This is a genomic window from Okibacterium sp. HSC-33S16 (genome assembly GCF_024171565.1).
Classification (GTDB): Bacteria; Actinomycetota; Actinomycetes; order Actinomycetales; family Microbacteriaceae; genus Mycetocola_A.
The window spans coordinates 284,848-298,525 of the sequence record NZ_JALJZZ010000004.1; the positions used below are offsets into that span (position 1 = coordinate 284,848).

The following is a 13,678-nucleotide window of genomic DNA, read 5'->3' on the forward strand; positions in this document are numbered from 1 at the left end:
ACTCAGCGGTTATAGGCCGGCATCGGCCCACGCAGTTCATCGCCGACCGCATCTGCCGCTGCCGAGACGTCCTCGGGAAGCGGGCCGCGACCTGCCGCCGCGATGTTGTCGTGAAGGTGGCTGACGCGGGTGCCGCCGAGCAGAACCGACTGCACGGCTGGCCGCCCAAGTGTCCAGCGGAGGGCGAATTCCGAGAGCGGGATTCCCGCTCCGTCAGCGAGAGCCGTCAGTGCCTCAACCGCCGCAAACATGCGGTCGTTCCAGTATCGGGCCCGGTACTCCCGAGCGTTGCGGGCATCGCCGAAGCGACCGGAGCCCGCCTCAGCGTTCCGCGAGTAACGCCCGGTCAGTAACCCGCCAGCGAGTGGGTTGTAAATGACGGTCGGCAGCCCAGTCGTGACCGCGTATTCCTCATACTCGTCTTCCAGCCGGCGGGCGAGCAGGCTGTACATCTGCTGGCTGAGCAGAACCGGAGGAGCGCCCACCTCAGCGGCAACACGCACAATGTCCGAGATCTGCCAGGCCGCATAGTTGGACACGCCAAAGGCGCCGATCTTGCCCTCCGCGTGCAACCGGGCGATCTCCGTCAGCGTTTCTTCGATCGGTGTCGAGCGGTCCGGCTTGTGCAGGTACAGCACTTCAACGTGCTCCCGGCCCAGTCGCGTGAGGCTCGCCTCGACCGAGGTGCGGATCTTGTCGGCGGAGAGGAGTTTCTCCGTGCCGACGAGTGACTGCGGTTGGCCGACCTTCGTGGCGATCGTCACGTCGTCGCGGCCGGCCAGGATGCGACCGAGGATTTCCTCGGAGGCGCCGTCGCTATAGCTGTTGGCAGTGTCGAACCAGGCAATGTCAGCGTCGAGCGCGGTCTGAACCAGCGCGGTCGCAGCTGCCTCGTCTGCTGTGTCGCCGAAGGTCATGGTTCCGAGAATGAGGGGCGGGATCGCGGTGCGCATATCCCTATTCTGCCGTCTCGGAACCGGGACGCCCAGGGTTAGCCGTCGCTGTGACGCTCGAGGAAGTCGTAGACCTCGCTGTCGTCGACGCCCGGGAAGGTGCCGCTGGGTAACGGCGAGAGAATGTGGGCGTGTAGTCGGGCGCTCGGCCAGGCCTGGTCGCGCCACCGCTCCGTGAGGGTGCTCGCCGGGCGACGGCAGCACGACGGATCGGGGCACGTGGAGACGGCGCGCGTCGTGGTCTCGCGGCCGCGGAACCACTTGGCCTGGTTGAAGGGAACGCCGACCGAGATGGAGAATTCACCCGCGCTTGTCGTGCCGGTCTGGGTGGCATTCCAGTAAGTTCCGACCGGAGTGTCGGTGTACTGGTAGAGCTCGGTGGTGCGGTTCGTGCGTTCAAACGCGCTGCGTGCACTCCACTTGCGGCACACCAGTTGACCTTCGATCGCACCGGTGACGTCCACGGGGAGCGGCAAGCCGTCGTTCTCGTAGCCCTTTTGGAGAGAACCGTCTTCGGAGACCCGGAGGAAGTGCAGCGGCATGTCGAGGTGGTGCGTGGCCAGGTTGGTGAAGCGCAGAGCCGCAGCCTCGTGCGTGACACCAAAGGCGTCCCGGAAGTCCTCAACGGCCAGGTTGCGGTCGTGCTTGGCCTCACTGAGGAAATCAACGGCAGCGGTCTGCGGCATGAGGCAGCAGGCGGCGAAGTAGTTGATCTCAAGGCGCTGTTGCAAAAACGCCGCGTAGCTGGTCGGTCGGGTGTGCCCGAGCAACCGGTGTGCCATCGCCTGCAGGGCCATGGAGCGCAAGCCGTGCCCGCCGGGAATCGATGCCGGCGGCAGGTAGATGCGCCCGTTCGCGAGATCGGTGACGCTTCGCGCCGAGTGCGGCAGGTCGTTGACGTAGATGAGCTCGAGTCCCAGTTGCTCGGCCATGATGCTGACCGTGCGGTGGGTAAGCGCACCGCGCACGTGGCCGGCTGCCTTCAGCCGGGCTTCGGCGAGGTCTTCGATCTCGGGCAGGTAGTTGTCGCGCTCGCGCATCACTTCGCGCAGTTCGGTGTTGGCGCGGCGCGCCTCTTCCGGCGTCGCAATGGCCTCGGTGGCTTTCCGCTGCAGCTCACGGTGCAGCCCAACGAGAGCGGCAAGGGCATCGTCGCTCATGCCCTTCGTCGGTTTGACGGCCGGCAGCCCCAGCTCGGTGTAGAGCGGGCTCTGCTGGAACTTTCGCAACTCGATCTCGAGGGCCGCACGGGGATTCGGCGCCTCCGTGGAGAGCAGGTCGGTGAGTGCGACTCCGAGCGCCGTCGCGATCGCCTGCAGCGTTGACAGCTTCGGTTCGCGCTTGCCGTTCTCGATGAGCGAGAGCTGGCTCCCCGCGAGGTCCACCTGTTCACCGAGATCGTCGAGCGTCAGCCCGCGGTCGGTTCGGAAATGACGGATGCGATGTCCCAGCGTGGAGAGATCGGAGGTCGTTCGGTCCATTCTCTTACCGTATCCGAAAGAAGTGCGATTCTTAACGACCGATATGGCGATATGGACGCCGGTTTCTTTGCCACAGTGGATTCAGGCCACCTTGTACACGACATTCAGTAAGCAGAGGAGCTCACATGTCTATCGCCGAAATTGACCGCCCAGCGGTCACCACCGCTCCCGCCGTGCAGCGTGTCGAGACCGCACCGATTCCGAATGCGGGCGCCGAGGCATCCGCCCCTCTGGACAAACTACGCGCCTGGGTCGACGAGATCGCCGCGCTGACCCAGCCCGATGAAATCGTCTGGTGCGACGGCTCGGTGCGTGAGAGCGACCGGTTGACCAAGCAGATGGTGGCCGAGGGCAAGCTCATCAAGCTCAACCCGGAATGGCGTCCGAACAGCTACCTGGCCCGCAGCGCCCCGAGCGATGTCGCTCGGGTCGAGTCGCGCACCTTCATCTGCTCGGAGAAGGAAGAAGACGCCGGCCCCACGAACAACTGGCAGGACCCCGCGTCCATGCGCGGTGAGCTCGACGTGGTGTTCACGGGAAGTATGCGCGGACGCACCATGTACGTGGTGCCATTCTCAATGGGTGCCGTTGGCGGGCCGCTCTCGCAGCTGGGCGTGCAGATCACTGATTCTGTCTACGCGGTTCTCTCCATGGGCATCATGACCCGCGCCACCGACAAGGTGCTCGACCTCATTGCCGACGGCGTGCCGTGGGTGAAGACGGTGCACTCGGTTGGCGCCCCGCTCCTTCCCGGCGACGAGGACGTGGCCTGGCCCTGCAACGACACGAAATACATCGTGCAGTTTCCCGAGGATCGTGAGGTGTGGTCGTACGGATCCGGCTACGGCGGAAACGCGTTGCTGGCCAAGAAGTGCTTCGCGCTGCGGATCGCCAGCGTGATCGGTCGCGACGAGGGCTGGCTCGCCGAGCACATGCTGCTCGTGCGCATCATCTCACCCGAGGGCAAGCAGTACCACGTGGCTGCGGCGTTCCCGTCGGCCTGCGGCAAGACCAATCTTGCGATGCTGCGCCCCACCATCCCCGGATGGCGGGTGGAAACCCTGGGCGACGACATCGTTTGGCTGCGCCCGGGCGAAGATGGTCGCATGTGGGCAATCAACCCGGAGGCCGGGTTCTTTGGCGTCGCACCGGGGACCGGGCAGTCGACCAACGTCACCGCGGTTGAAACGCTCTGGGGAAACACCATTTTCACCAACGTTGCCCTGCGCGATGACGGAGACGTTTGGTGGGAGGGGCTCACTGACAAGGCTCCGGCTCACCTCATCGACTGGGAAGGCAACGACTGGACCCCTAACTCCGGCCGGCCCGCTGCTCACCCCAACTCACGGTTCACCGTCGCCGCAGCCCAGTGCCCGTCGATCGCGGACGACTGGGAAGAAGCGGTCCCGCTCGACGCCATCCTGTTTGGCGGACGCCGGGCCACGAACGTTCCGCTCGTGGTGGAGGCCACCGACTGGACGCACGGTGTGTTCATGGGTGCAACCATCTCGAGCGAGAAGACGGCGGCGGCCGAAGGCACCGTCGGCGAGCTGCGCCGCGACCCCTTCGCCATGCTTCCCTTCTGCGGATACAACATGGCCGACTACTGGGCGCACTGGCTGCGCGTCGGCCAGGAGCTCCGCTTCGACCGTGCCCCCCGGATCTTCCAGGTCAACTGGTTCCGCAAGGACGCCGACGGCAGCTTCCTCTGGCCCGGCTTCGGCGAGAACTCCCGCGTTCTCGAGTGGATCGTCCGTCGCATCGAGGGACAGGTTCCCGCTGAGGAAACACCGGCTGGCCGAATCCCGGTTCTCGCTGACCTCAACCGCGAGGGTATCGACGTCTCCGACGAGGCACTCGAAGCGCTCTTCGCGGTTGACCCAGAGTCGTGGCTGGCCGAGGCCGACCTGACCGAGGAGTTCTTTCACACCTTCGGCGCCAAGCTTCCCCCAGCACTGCGCGCCGAGCTGGCGTCGCTGCGCTACCGGCTGAGCCACTAAACAGAGGGCGGACACCGCGAGGTGCCCGGAAGTGCTCTGAGACTCCTTGGCGGGATGGTCTCGGAACACTTCCCGACACCTCGCGGTTTTCTGTGTCCCTCTGGCGCCCGTTGCGCGATCGTTCTAGTCTGAGCCGACGGCGCGGGCGAGGAGGTCGGTGTGTCGGTATCGGACGAGGCGCTCAGTATGCTGCACCAGATCGCGGCCGAGTTGGAGCAGGACGGTCCCGTCGAGGTGGGCACCATGTTCCGCAGTCCGGGCATTCGAACGGGCACCAGGATCATCGCCTTCCTGGGCGCAGACGGCCGTCTGATTGCGAAGCTGCCCCGCGAGCGCGCCGTGAAAATAGTCGACGCTGGGCAGGCGGACTTTGTCACCATGGGCGGCCGCACGATGCGTGAGTGGATCGACATTCCGTCTGCCGCGGATCCCGGTTCCACCCTCGCGGTGTGGTTGCCGCTCGCGCGCGAAGCCCTCGCCTACGCCCGTCAGTCCGTCGAGTCCTGACGGCGCCAGGTCGAGCGCGCAACCCCCTGCGCCGATCGGAGTGCCGTCCGTACACTCGACGGATGCTCCTTCTCTTCGGAACAACGCTTCGCAACCGGCTGCTCGTCGTCGTGAACTTTGTCTGCCAGTTTTGCGGTAGGCAGGTGAATCAGGACGTGGTCGAGACGGCGACGAAGTTCTCCCTGTTCTTCATTCCGCTGTTCACTATCGGGCGTCGCTACGCCGTCACCTGTTCGAACTGCGGCGGCACAACGCCTCTGACCAAAGAGCAAGCCACCCACGGCCTTGAGTGGGCGGCCCGCAATCGGCAGGTCAGTTAGACCAGGAGCTGGTGCTTCGCGAGTTCGCGATAGAGGGGAACGGATGCCACGAGCTCAGAATGCGTGCCGGTTCCCACCACGCGCCCCTGGTCGAGCACCACAATGGAGTCACTGTCCACCACTGTGGAGAGGCGGTGCGCAATCACGATGAGCGTGCGATCCTCGGCCACCGCGTCAATGGCGAGTCGCATCTTCTGCTCGTTCACGCCGTCGAGCGACGACGTGGACTCATCGAGCAACAGGATGGGGGGAGCGGACAGCAGGGCGCGAGCGATCGCGAGGCGCTGACGCTCACCACCGGAGAGCATGATGCCCTCCTCGCCAACCGGAGCCTCGAGCCCAAGCGGGTTGCGGTCGAGCACGTCGGTGAGGTTAACGGCGTGGAGCACCCGGATGCAGTCCTCATCGGTCGCCTCGGGTGCGGAGAGGAGCAGGTTGTCGCGAATCGAGCCGGCCAGCACCGGGGCGTCCTGCTCGACGTAGCCGATCTGCGAGCGGAGCTCGGTGCGCGGCATCGTGCGGATGTCGACACCGCCGAAGCGGATGGACCCGGCCTCGGGGTCGTAGAACCGCTCGATGAGTCCCAGGATGGTGGATTTGCCGGCGCCCGAGGGCCCGACGAGGGCGGTGCGCTGGCCGCGCGCCGCTGTGAAGCTCACTCCGCGGAGCACCGGGTCACCGGCGCGGCGCTTGTCGACCGCCGTGAGGGTTTCCAGGGTGGCCGCCTCGTGATCGAGAGCGGTCTCGTCGACGCGAGTGACAGCATCCGCTTCGCCTGACGCGTCCGAGGTGTCGTCGAGCTTCACCGCGGCGGCCGGGTAGGCGAACACCACCGAATCGAACTCGATCGCCGGGGCGTTCGCCGAACGGACGCCGGGGGAGGCGATCGACGCGGCGATGGAGGCATCCGCTTCATCTTCACGGGGCAGGTGAATGATCTCCTGGATGCGACCGAGGGCTCCGAGCGCCTGGTTGGTGGCGGAGATGGCGCCGAAGGCCTGGCCCAGCGGCATGATCATCATGAAGAGGAAAAGGATGAACGCGACGAGGTTCGCAATGGTGATGGCGCCGCTGGCCACGCGGAATCCGCCGACGCCGAGGACCACGAGGAACGACACCTGCATGGCGATGCCAGCGACGGGAACAACGAGGGCCGAGATCTTCGCGACCTGGATTCCCATGCTCCACGCTCCGGTGGCATCCGCGTCGACCGTCGCGATTTCGCGTTCGGTGGCGTTGGACGCGCGCACGGTGCGGACGGAGCTGATGGCACGTTCGACCGAGGCCGCGAGGTCGCCGACCTTGGCCTGCGCGCGCTGGCTGGCCACCCGAATCTTTCCCGACAGCGCGACCACCGTAACGATTGAGACGGCGATCACCAGGGCGGTGAGCCCGAGCAGCACCGGATCGATGATGAGCATGGCGATGAGCGCGCCGATAAACGTGATGGTGCCGCCGACCGCTTCGACGAGGCCCTGGGTCAGCACGGCGCGCAGCAGTGTGGTGTCGCTGCCGACGCGCGACACGAGGTCGCCGGTGCGGCGGGTGTCGAACTCGGAGATCGGCAGGTGCAGCAGGCGAGCGACGAGTTTGCGGCGGCTCGAGAGCACGACCCCTTCACCGGTGCGCTGCAGCAGGTAGTGCTGGTAGCCCGAGATCACGCCGGAGACGACGACGAGCGCGATGAGTGCCCAGACCAGGCCGCCGAGCGCCTTGCCCTGCTCGACGATTCCGATGACGCGGCTGACGAGCAGCGGTTGCGCGAGGGACGCGGCTGAACCGAGGATGCTTAACCCAATGATGAACCAGAGGACGCGCTTGTGCTCGAACAGGTAGGGGATCAGTTCAGTGAACCGGGCGCGCGGCCCGTCATCGGTTTTCGACGACCGTGCAAACGGCGAGCGTCGGGCGGGTTTGGTGGTGCTGGGGGCTGACATGCGAGTGTCTCCGGAATGCGAGGGGAATGACGAGGAGTCAGCTTCGACCATACTTCTTGTGAACTGCTTGTTTGCTCACTCCGAGCGCGATCGCGATCAACTGCCAGGATGCATTGGAGTTTCGCGCCCGCCGAACGGCCAGCACCTCCAGCGCATCCACCTCCTTACGCAGCTTGGCAATCGCTCGAAGTGCGGTGAAGGGGTCGTCTGATCCGGCTTCTCCGCTCAGTGTTGCGAGGGGTCCTGTGCTCATGGCGTCAACTGTAGTTGACGGAGTGGCAGAAAGTCAACTCTTGTTGACGACGGTGCATCGCATTGAATCGACAGCGCCCGCAACCCACCCTGCGCCTCATGAGGCCCCCGATATGCTGAGGAACCTTTCCAGGAGGAGTGCACATGGGTTCGGTGATCGGTGAGATCCTCACAGCCGCGATCGGCATTGCGCTGAGCCCGCTCCCGCTCATCGCGGCGATCACGCTCATGCTCAGCCCCCGATCCGGTGCCGCTGGCCTCGGGTTCCTCGGCGGCTGGCTGCTGGGTGTGATCGTTCCGGTCGTCGCGGTCACGGTGGTCGCCACTCTCCTTCCCGAAAGCGCAGCGGATGCCTCGCGGCCGATCGCAGGAATTCTTCGCCTCATTCTGGGTGCGTTGCTCATCGTTCTCGCGGTCAGGCAGTGGCGACTGCGCCCGCTGCCGGGCAGACCCGGTGTCCTGCCGCAATGGATGACCGCGACCGAGACGATGACCGTTGGGCAGGGCATTGCGCTCGGCTGTGGTCTCGGTGCCCTCGCGCCCAAAAACCTCGCCCTCGGCATCGCGGCGGGTCTCACGGTTGGTGGAGCCGACCTCGGGCTGCGCGGCACCGTCGTTGTGCTGCTCATCTTCGTGGTGATCGCCTTCTCGACCGTGCTGGTCGCCGTCGTGGGATATCAGATCGCAACCGAGGCGTGGCAGAAGCCGCTCGCCGACCTGCGCACCTGGCTCGTGCGCAACGGTCCCACCGTGCTCGCGGTGGCCATGCTCCTGCTCGGTGCTGAGCTGGTCGGCGACGGCATCAGTTCGTTCTAACCTCCACCGCTGTGTGGCGCTTACTCCACGTCACGCGCTTCTTCGCAAGCCCTTGGCCCGCTGGCGATCGCGTCGTAGTGTCCGAGTGTCGCTACCCATCACGGCACTGCCTCTGTGCGGTTCTACGGGGAAAGGAGCACACCGTCACGTGTCCAGTCGAGTCGTGACTCTTCGCTCGAAACGGAGAATCAGCATTTCCGCCGCGGGTGATCCGCTGGCCCGTCGCGTCATTCTCCTCCTGCATCCCACCCCGGGGGCCGGGCCGTTTGATCCGGCCCCGGACATCACAAGCCGGTGGGGCGTGCACCTCCTGACCGCTGATCGCCCCGGGTACGGCGCCACCCCGCAGCTCAGCGATGGCGAATCGCACACCGTCCAGCATCGCGCCGACGACCTCGCCGACTTTCTGCGACAGTCAAAAGAAATCGCTCGCACGAGTGGAGGAATGGCCTTCGACTCCGTCGGCCTCGTCGGCTGGGGAACCGGGGGCACTCTCGCGTTATCGCTCGCGGCGAGGCATCCGCAGCTGGTGGATCGGGTTGCGGTGGTGAACACGACGTCGCCGACAGGGTTCACACTCCTTCCCGGGCCCGAGGTGTCTGTGCCCTATACGCGGTCGTCGCTCTTCATCGACGACAACGAGCCTGCGCTTGCCGCGCGAGCAGGCCTCGGGCACCGGATCGATCGGATGCTCGGCGAGGCGAGCCTTCAGGGCAGCGCCGGCGTCGACGGTGACCGAAGGATGCTCGCCGACCCGTCGTGGGCCGAACAGCTCGACCGGATCACGGCAGATGTGCGGCTGATCTACGGCGACGATGACCGCACGTCCTCCATCGCTGATGGTCACTGGTATCGCCGTCGTATTCGCCGATCGCGCACCGTTCGGGTTCCCGGCGAAGGTGCGCTCACCATCGCCGCACGCTGGGCGCGCATCCTCGGCCACGTCGCACCGGACCACGGAGGGCTCGGCGGTCCCGCCAGCCCCGGGTGAAGCGGCAGGAGAACGTCAGTCGCCCTTGACGTTGAGGATCTGATGGAGCGTGTGCCGCACCTCGACCAGATCGGCGGCGTCGGCCATCACCCGGTCGATGGGCTTGTATGCCTGCGGGATTTCATCAATGAATGCCGGTGTGTCCCGGTACTCGATGCCGACCATCGCTTCCCGCAACTGCTCGATCGTGAACGTCCGTCGCGCCCGCGACCGTGAGTACTCACGGCCGGCGCCGTGCGGCGATGAGTTCAACGCGTCGGCGTTTCCTCGACCGACGACGACGTACGACGCCGTGCCCATCGACCCCGGAATCAGGCCGGGCACACCGGCGCCAGCCGCAATCGCGCCCTTGCGGGAGAGCCACACGTCCTTCCCGAAGTGATGCTCCCGCTCGGTGTAATTGTGGTGGCAGTTGATCCTCTCCTCGGCGACCACCGCTTCACCGGTGAGCGACTCCACTTCGGTAATGACCCGCGCCATCATTTCCTCACGGTTGAGCAGCGCAAACTCCTGCGCCCACCGCAGCTCGGCGATATAGCGATCGAACTCGGCAGTTCCCTCGACCAGATAGGCGAGGTCGCGGTCGGGCAGCGTGATTCGCTGCTGGGACGCGTACCGCTGCGCCACGGTGATGTGGTGCGACGCGATCTTGTTGCCGACCCCTCGCGACCCGGAGTGGAGGAAAAGCCACACCCGGTCCTCCTCGTCGACGCTGATCTCGATGAAGTGGTTGCCCGACCCCAGCGTGCCGAGCTGCAACCGCCAGTTGCCGGAGTAGATTCCTGGGTCGAAGCCGTGCGAGCGCGCCGACTCCTCGAGCTGCCCAATCCGGTCGCGGGCGCTCGCGCGGATCTTGCGGTTGTACTTCCCGGCCGACAACGGAACGCTCGACTCGATGGCTTCGCGCAGCCGCCTCAAACCTTTCGGGAAATGTGCACGAAAGCTCTGTTCGGTGAATTGCGTGCGCACGGCGATCATGCCGCAGCCAATGTCCACGCCGACGGCAGCCGGGATGATCGCCCCGAGTGTCGGAAGGACGCTGCCCACCGTCGCGCCCTTCCCGAGGTGCGCATCCGGCATGAGCGCCAGGTGCGGGTAAATGATCGGCAGTTCCGCAGTCGTCTTCGCTTGCTGCAGCGTCTGCTCGTCGATGATCGACGCCCAGTTTTTCAGTTTCGTGGTGACCTGTTCCATGGCAGCTCCGATCGACGCTGTGGCACTTCGTACGATACCGATCGGCGGGGCGCTGAGCGACGGGTTGTGCGCGGGCTCAGGATCCATGCGCGCGTGCCGTAGAAGTATCCGAAGCACGCGCCTGTGGCGTCACCCGACCTTGCGCGCCGTCACCAGCAGGTACTCCCAGTCGAGTGCACCCGACTCGGTGGCGAAGCGCCGCACCAGCTCGACGAGGTCGCGATCGAGGGCGGCGACGCGGTCGGTGTCATCGCCGAGGTTCTTGTAGACGGCGATCGTCGGACCATAGCGCTCCTTGAAATAATCACGCAGCTCCTCGGGCGCCGCGAACTTGGACACGGGCAGCAGCGCGCGCGTCGCCGTGAACTCGGTCACCTGGTCGCCGAGCAGCGAGCGCACGTGCTCCTCGTCGCCCCACCGGGGCGGTGGCGTCGCGCCGGGAGGGGGCGGAGCGGCGTACGGCTTCATGGCCGCGAACATCTGGCCGATGAACCCCTCGGGCGTCCAGTTGATGAGCCCGATGTGCCCGCCGGGCCGCACCACCCGCAGCAACTCACGCGCGCTCGCCTCGTGGTGCGGTGCGAACATGATCCCCACCGTCGATAGAGCCACGTCGAACTCGCCCTCGGCAAACGGCAGCGCTTCGGCGTCGGCCTGCCGCCACTCGAGCTGCAGCCCGAGTTCGTCGGCACGCGCCCGCCCCACATCGAGCAGTTCGGGCGTGAGGTCGCTCGCGACAACATCGGCTCCGGCCTGCGCGGCGGGAATGGCCGCATTTCCCGAACCGGCCGCGATGTCGAGCACGCGCTGCCCAGCGCCCAGGCCCAGGGCACCGACGAGCGTGGTGCCGAGCGCTGGAATGAGGTCGGCCGCGAGCTCGGGATAGTTTCCGAGCGCCCACATCGCCCGGTGTTTGGCCTTCAGTGCGGCGTCGGCGTCGGCGTCGGCGTCAGCATCAGTGGTGACAGTGGACATCATGATCCTCTCGTTCGGGTCGGGCCCGCACGGTCCGGCCGCTCGTCCCAGTGTGCGCCGACCCGGTAGTTGGACGCACGGGGGTAACGGCCAAATTTCGACGCTTAAATGACGGATGCCGTTCCTCGCGAGGCGAGGAACGGCATCCGTTGATGACAGAGAGCGTTAGCGATCGATGTCGACGTCTTTCGTCTCTTTACCGATGATCAGGGCGATCAGGGTGATGACGCCCATGGTGGCGAGGTAGATGCCGACGAGGAACGGGCTTCCGTCGGCCTCGGCCCACAGCCAGACGGCGATGAACGGGGCGACAGCGGCACCGAGGATCGACGACACGTTGTACGAGATGCCGGAACCGGTGTAGCGCACGTTGGTCGGGAACAGCTCGGGCAGGAGCGCGCCCATCGGCCCGAACGTCATACCCATGAGGCTGAAGCCGATGATGAGGAAGGCCATCACGCCGACGGTGCCTGCGCCCAGCAGCGGGACCCACAGCAAGCCGAAAACGATGATGCCAGCGGTGACGGCGATGAGTGTCTTGCGGCGACCGAACTTATCGGCCCAGGGGCCGGAGAGCAGGGTGAAGATGCCGAAGAACACCACACCGGCGATGAGCATGAGCACGAAGGTGTTGTAGCTGTAACCGAGTCCCGGCTGCTGGCCCTCTGCAGGCTCGATCGGCGCGCGGCCGTAGCTGAGGGAGAACGTCGTCATCAGGTAGAAGAGGACGTAGGTGGCCAGCATGAAGAAGGTGCCGAGGATCAGCTCACGCCAGTTGCTCTTGAAGACGAGCTTGAGCGGAAGCTTGACGACCTTGCCGCTCTTCACGGTGTTGGTGAATGCGTCGCTCTCGACGAGCTTGAGGCGCACCCAGAGGCCGACGATGACCATGACCGCGGAGAACAGGAACGGGATACGCCAGCCCCAGTCGAGGAACGCGTCACTCGGACGCGACGGGTCATCAGACGGCAGGGCGAACGCGATGATGAGGAACAGGCCGTTCGCGATGATGAACCCGATCGGGGCGCCGAGCTGCGGGAACGTGCCGTACCAGGCACGCTTGCCCTTCGGGGCGTTCTCGGTGGCGACGAGTGCAGCACCGCTCCACTCTCCGCCGAGCGCGAAGCCCTGTGCGAGGCGCAGGATCACGAGCAGCAGCGGGGCGAACCAGCCGATGACGAGGTAGGTGGGGAGCAGGCCGATGAGGAAGGTCGCGATTCCCATGGTGAGCAGCGCGGCGACGAGCGTCGTCTTGCGGCCGACCTTGTCACCGAGGTGACCGAAGAACACGGCGCCGAGCGGGCGGGCGACCATGGCTGCGCCGAAGATGGCGAAGGATGACAGGAGTGCGGTGGTCTCGTTGCCCGCGGGGAAGAAGAGGTGCGGGAAGACGAGAACGGCGGCGGTGGCGTAGACGTAGAAGTCGTAAAACTCGATGGTCGTGCCGATGAGCGACGCGAGAACAACGCGTGACTTCGGGTTGGCCGGTGCCTGTGGAACGGTGGTGGCTGAGACTGACATGGTGCTTTCTCGTCGGTGAGTGGAAGCTTTGGAGGCGCGGGCCGGTCGCGTCTGCCACCCCAAAGGCTGAACAATAGTGATGTGTCGCGCTTGTGGCGCGACTTTCACACCTTACGCGCAGTTTTCTCGAGGGCAAAAATGGGTGGTGCCCGGTTGCGGTGCGTTTCGGGAAGCGAAACGAACCGAAGGGTCGTCCAGAGTGACTCTGAACGACCCTTCGGGACCGATCGATCGTGTGAGCCGCCCTCAGGGACGACTCGATCACTGTGACGGGGGGTGGCCCTATGCGCGCAGCTCCCGCAGCAGAACAGCGGTCGCGACGGCGGCTTCCGCGGCCTCGCGGCCCTTGTCTTCCTTGGACCCTTCCAAGCCGGCGCGGTCGAGCCCCTGCTGCTCGTCGTCGAGGGTGAGCACGCCGAATCCGACCGGCTTGCCCGTGGCAAGAGCAACCTCGGTGAGGCCCGAGGTGGCCGCATCCGAAACGAACTCGAAGTGCGGGGTGCCCCCGCGGATGATCACGCCGAGCGCAACAACGGCGTCGCCCCCCGCCTCCAGCGCAGCCTTCGCGACGACGGGCAACTCGAAGCTTCCTGGCACCCGCACCAGCCTGTGCGAGGCGCCCGACTCGTCGAGCGCGCGGGTCGCCCCGGCGATGAGGCCGTTGCTGATCTCCTCATGCCACGACCCGGCGATCACGACGACGTTCAGTCCGCTGCCGTCCACGGCGAGGT

Annotated in this window: 13 protein-coding genes; 5 read left to right on the forward strand and 8 right to left on the reverse strand. The window is 65.9% G+C overall.

Annotation, left to right across the window (positions count from 1 at the left end; genetic code table 11):
- Positions 1 to 2: 2 nt before the first annotated feature.
- Together L1277_RS11640 and L1277_RS11645 are read right to left on the reverse strand one after the other, a co-directional pair.
- Entirely contained in the window at positions 3 to 953 is a 951-nt protein-coding gene (locus L1277_RS11640) for an aldo/keto reductase (protein WP_253376550.1), read from the reverse strand.
- A 38-nt stretch (positions 954 to 991) separates the two neighbouring features.
- Positions 992 to 2,434: a helix-turn-helix transcriptional regulator gene (locus L1277_RS11645; protein WP_253376551.1), complete on the reverse strand. Its 1,443-nt coding sequence runs from the start codon at positions 2,432 to 2,434 to the stop codon at positions 992 to 994.
- Positions 2,435 to 2,559: 125 nt separating this feature from the next.
- On the opposite strand from L1277_RS11645, the gene L1277_RS11650 reads away from it, so the two are divergent.
- From L1277_RS11650 to L1277_RS11660, 3 genes are all read left to right on the forward strand, one after another.
- Positions 2,560 to 4,434 (forward strand): phosphoenolpyruvate carboxykinase (GTP), encoded by a 1,875-nt coding sequence (locus L1277_RS11650; protein WP_253376552.1) that lies wholly within the window; start codon positions 2,560 to 2,562, stop codon positions 4,432 to 4,434.
- Between the two features lie 159 nt (positions 4,435 to 4,593).
- Positions 4,594 to 4,941, forward strand: a complete 348-nt coding sequence (locus L1277_RS11655) for a hypothetical protein (RefSeq protein WP_253376553.1) — start codon at positions 4,594 to 4,596, stop codon at positions 4,939 to 4,941.
- Positions 4,942 to 5,003: 62 nt separating this feature from the next.
- Entirely contained in the window at positions 5,004 to 5,261 is a 258-nt protein-coding gene (locus L1277_RS11660; protein ID WP_253376554.1) for a zinc ribbon domain-containing protein, read from the forward strand.
- On the opposite strand, the gene L1277_RS11665 is transcribed toward L1277_RS11660, so the two are convergent.
- Together L1277_RS11665 and L1277_RS11670 are read right to left on the reverse strand one after the other, a co-directional pair.
- Positions 5,258 to 7,198 carry an ABC transporter ATP-binding protein gene (locus L1277_RS11665; protein WP_253376555.1) on the reverse strand — a complete coding sequence of 647 codons (1,941 nt, stop codon included), beginning with the start codon at positions 7,196 to 7,198 and terminating at the stop codon, positions 5,258 to 5,260. The two genes, L1277_RS11660 and L1277_RS11665, sit on opposite strands and share 4 nt — an antisense overlap.
- A gap of 37 nt (positions 7,199 to 7,235) precedes the next feature.
- Entirely contained in the window at positions 7,236 to 7,451 is a 216-nt protein-coding gene (locus L1277_RS11670; protein WP_253376556.1) for a hypothetical protein, read from the reverse strand.
- A gap of 143 nt (positions 7,452 to 7,594) precedes the next feature.
- Between L1277_RS11670 and L1277_RS11675 the strand changes: the two genes are divergently transcribed.
- Both L1277_RS11675 and L1277_RS11680 read left to right on the forward strand, forming a co-directional pair.
- Complete coding sequence (locus L1277_RS11675; protein ID WP_253376557.1) at positions 7,595 to 8,266, forward strand: GAP family protein; 672 nt, start codon at positions 7,595 to 7,597, stop codon at positions 8,264 to 8,266.
- A gap of 163 nt (positions 8,267 to 8,429) precedes the next feature.
- Positions 8,430 to 9,257: an alpha/beta fold hydrolase gene (locus L1277_RS11680; RefSeq protein ID WP_253376558.1), complete on the forward strand. Its 828-nt coding sequence runs from the start codon at positions 8,430 to 8,432 to the stop codon at positions 9,255 to 9,257.
- Between the two features lie 15 nt (positions 9,258 to 9,272).
- Here L1277_RS11680 and L1277_RS11685 read toward each other — a convergent pair whose 3' ends face one another.
- The 4 genes from L1277_RS11685 to ribH form a co-directional block, all read right to left on the reverse strand.
- Positions 9,273 to 10,451 carry an RtcB family protein gene (locus L1277_RS11685; protein WP_253376576.1) on the reverse strand — a complete coding sequence of 393 codons (1,179 nt, stop codon included), beginning with the start codon at positions 10,449 to 10,451 and terminating at the stop codon, positions 9,273 to 9,275.
- 129 nt (positions 10,452 to 10,580) lie between these two features.
- Positions 10,581 to 11,429, reverse strand: a complete 849-nt coding sequence (locus L1277_RS11690; RefSeq protein ID WP_253376559.1) for a class I SAM-dependent methyltransferase — start codon at positions 11,427 to 11,429, stop codon at positions 10,581 to 10,583.
- Positions 11,430 to 11,591: 162 nt separating this feature from the next.
- Positions 11,592 to 12,947: an MFS transporter gene (locus L1277_RS11695; protein WP_253376560.1), complete on the reverse strand. Its 1,356-nt coding sequence runs from the start codon at positions 12,945 to 12,947 to the stop codon at positions 11,592 to 11,594.
- A gap of 282 nt (positions 12,948 to 13,229) precedes the next feature.
- Positions 13,230 to 13,670 carry a 6,7-dimethyl-8-ribityllumazine synthase gene (ribH, locus tag L1277_RS11700; protein ID WP_253376577.1) on the reverse strand — a complete coding sequence of 147 codons (441 nt, stop codon included), beginning with the start codon at positions 13,668 to 13,670 and terminating at the stop codon, positions 13,230 to 13,232.
- Between the last annotated feature and the right edge of the window lie 8 nt (positions 13,671 to 13,678).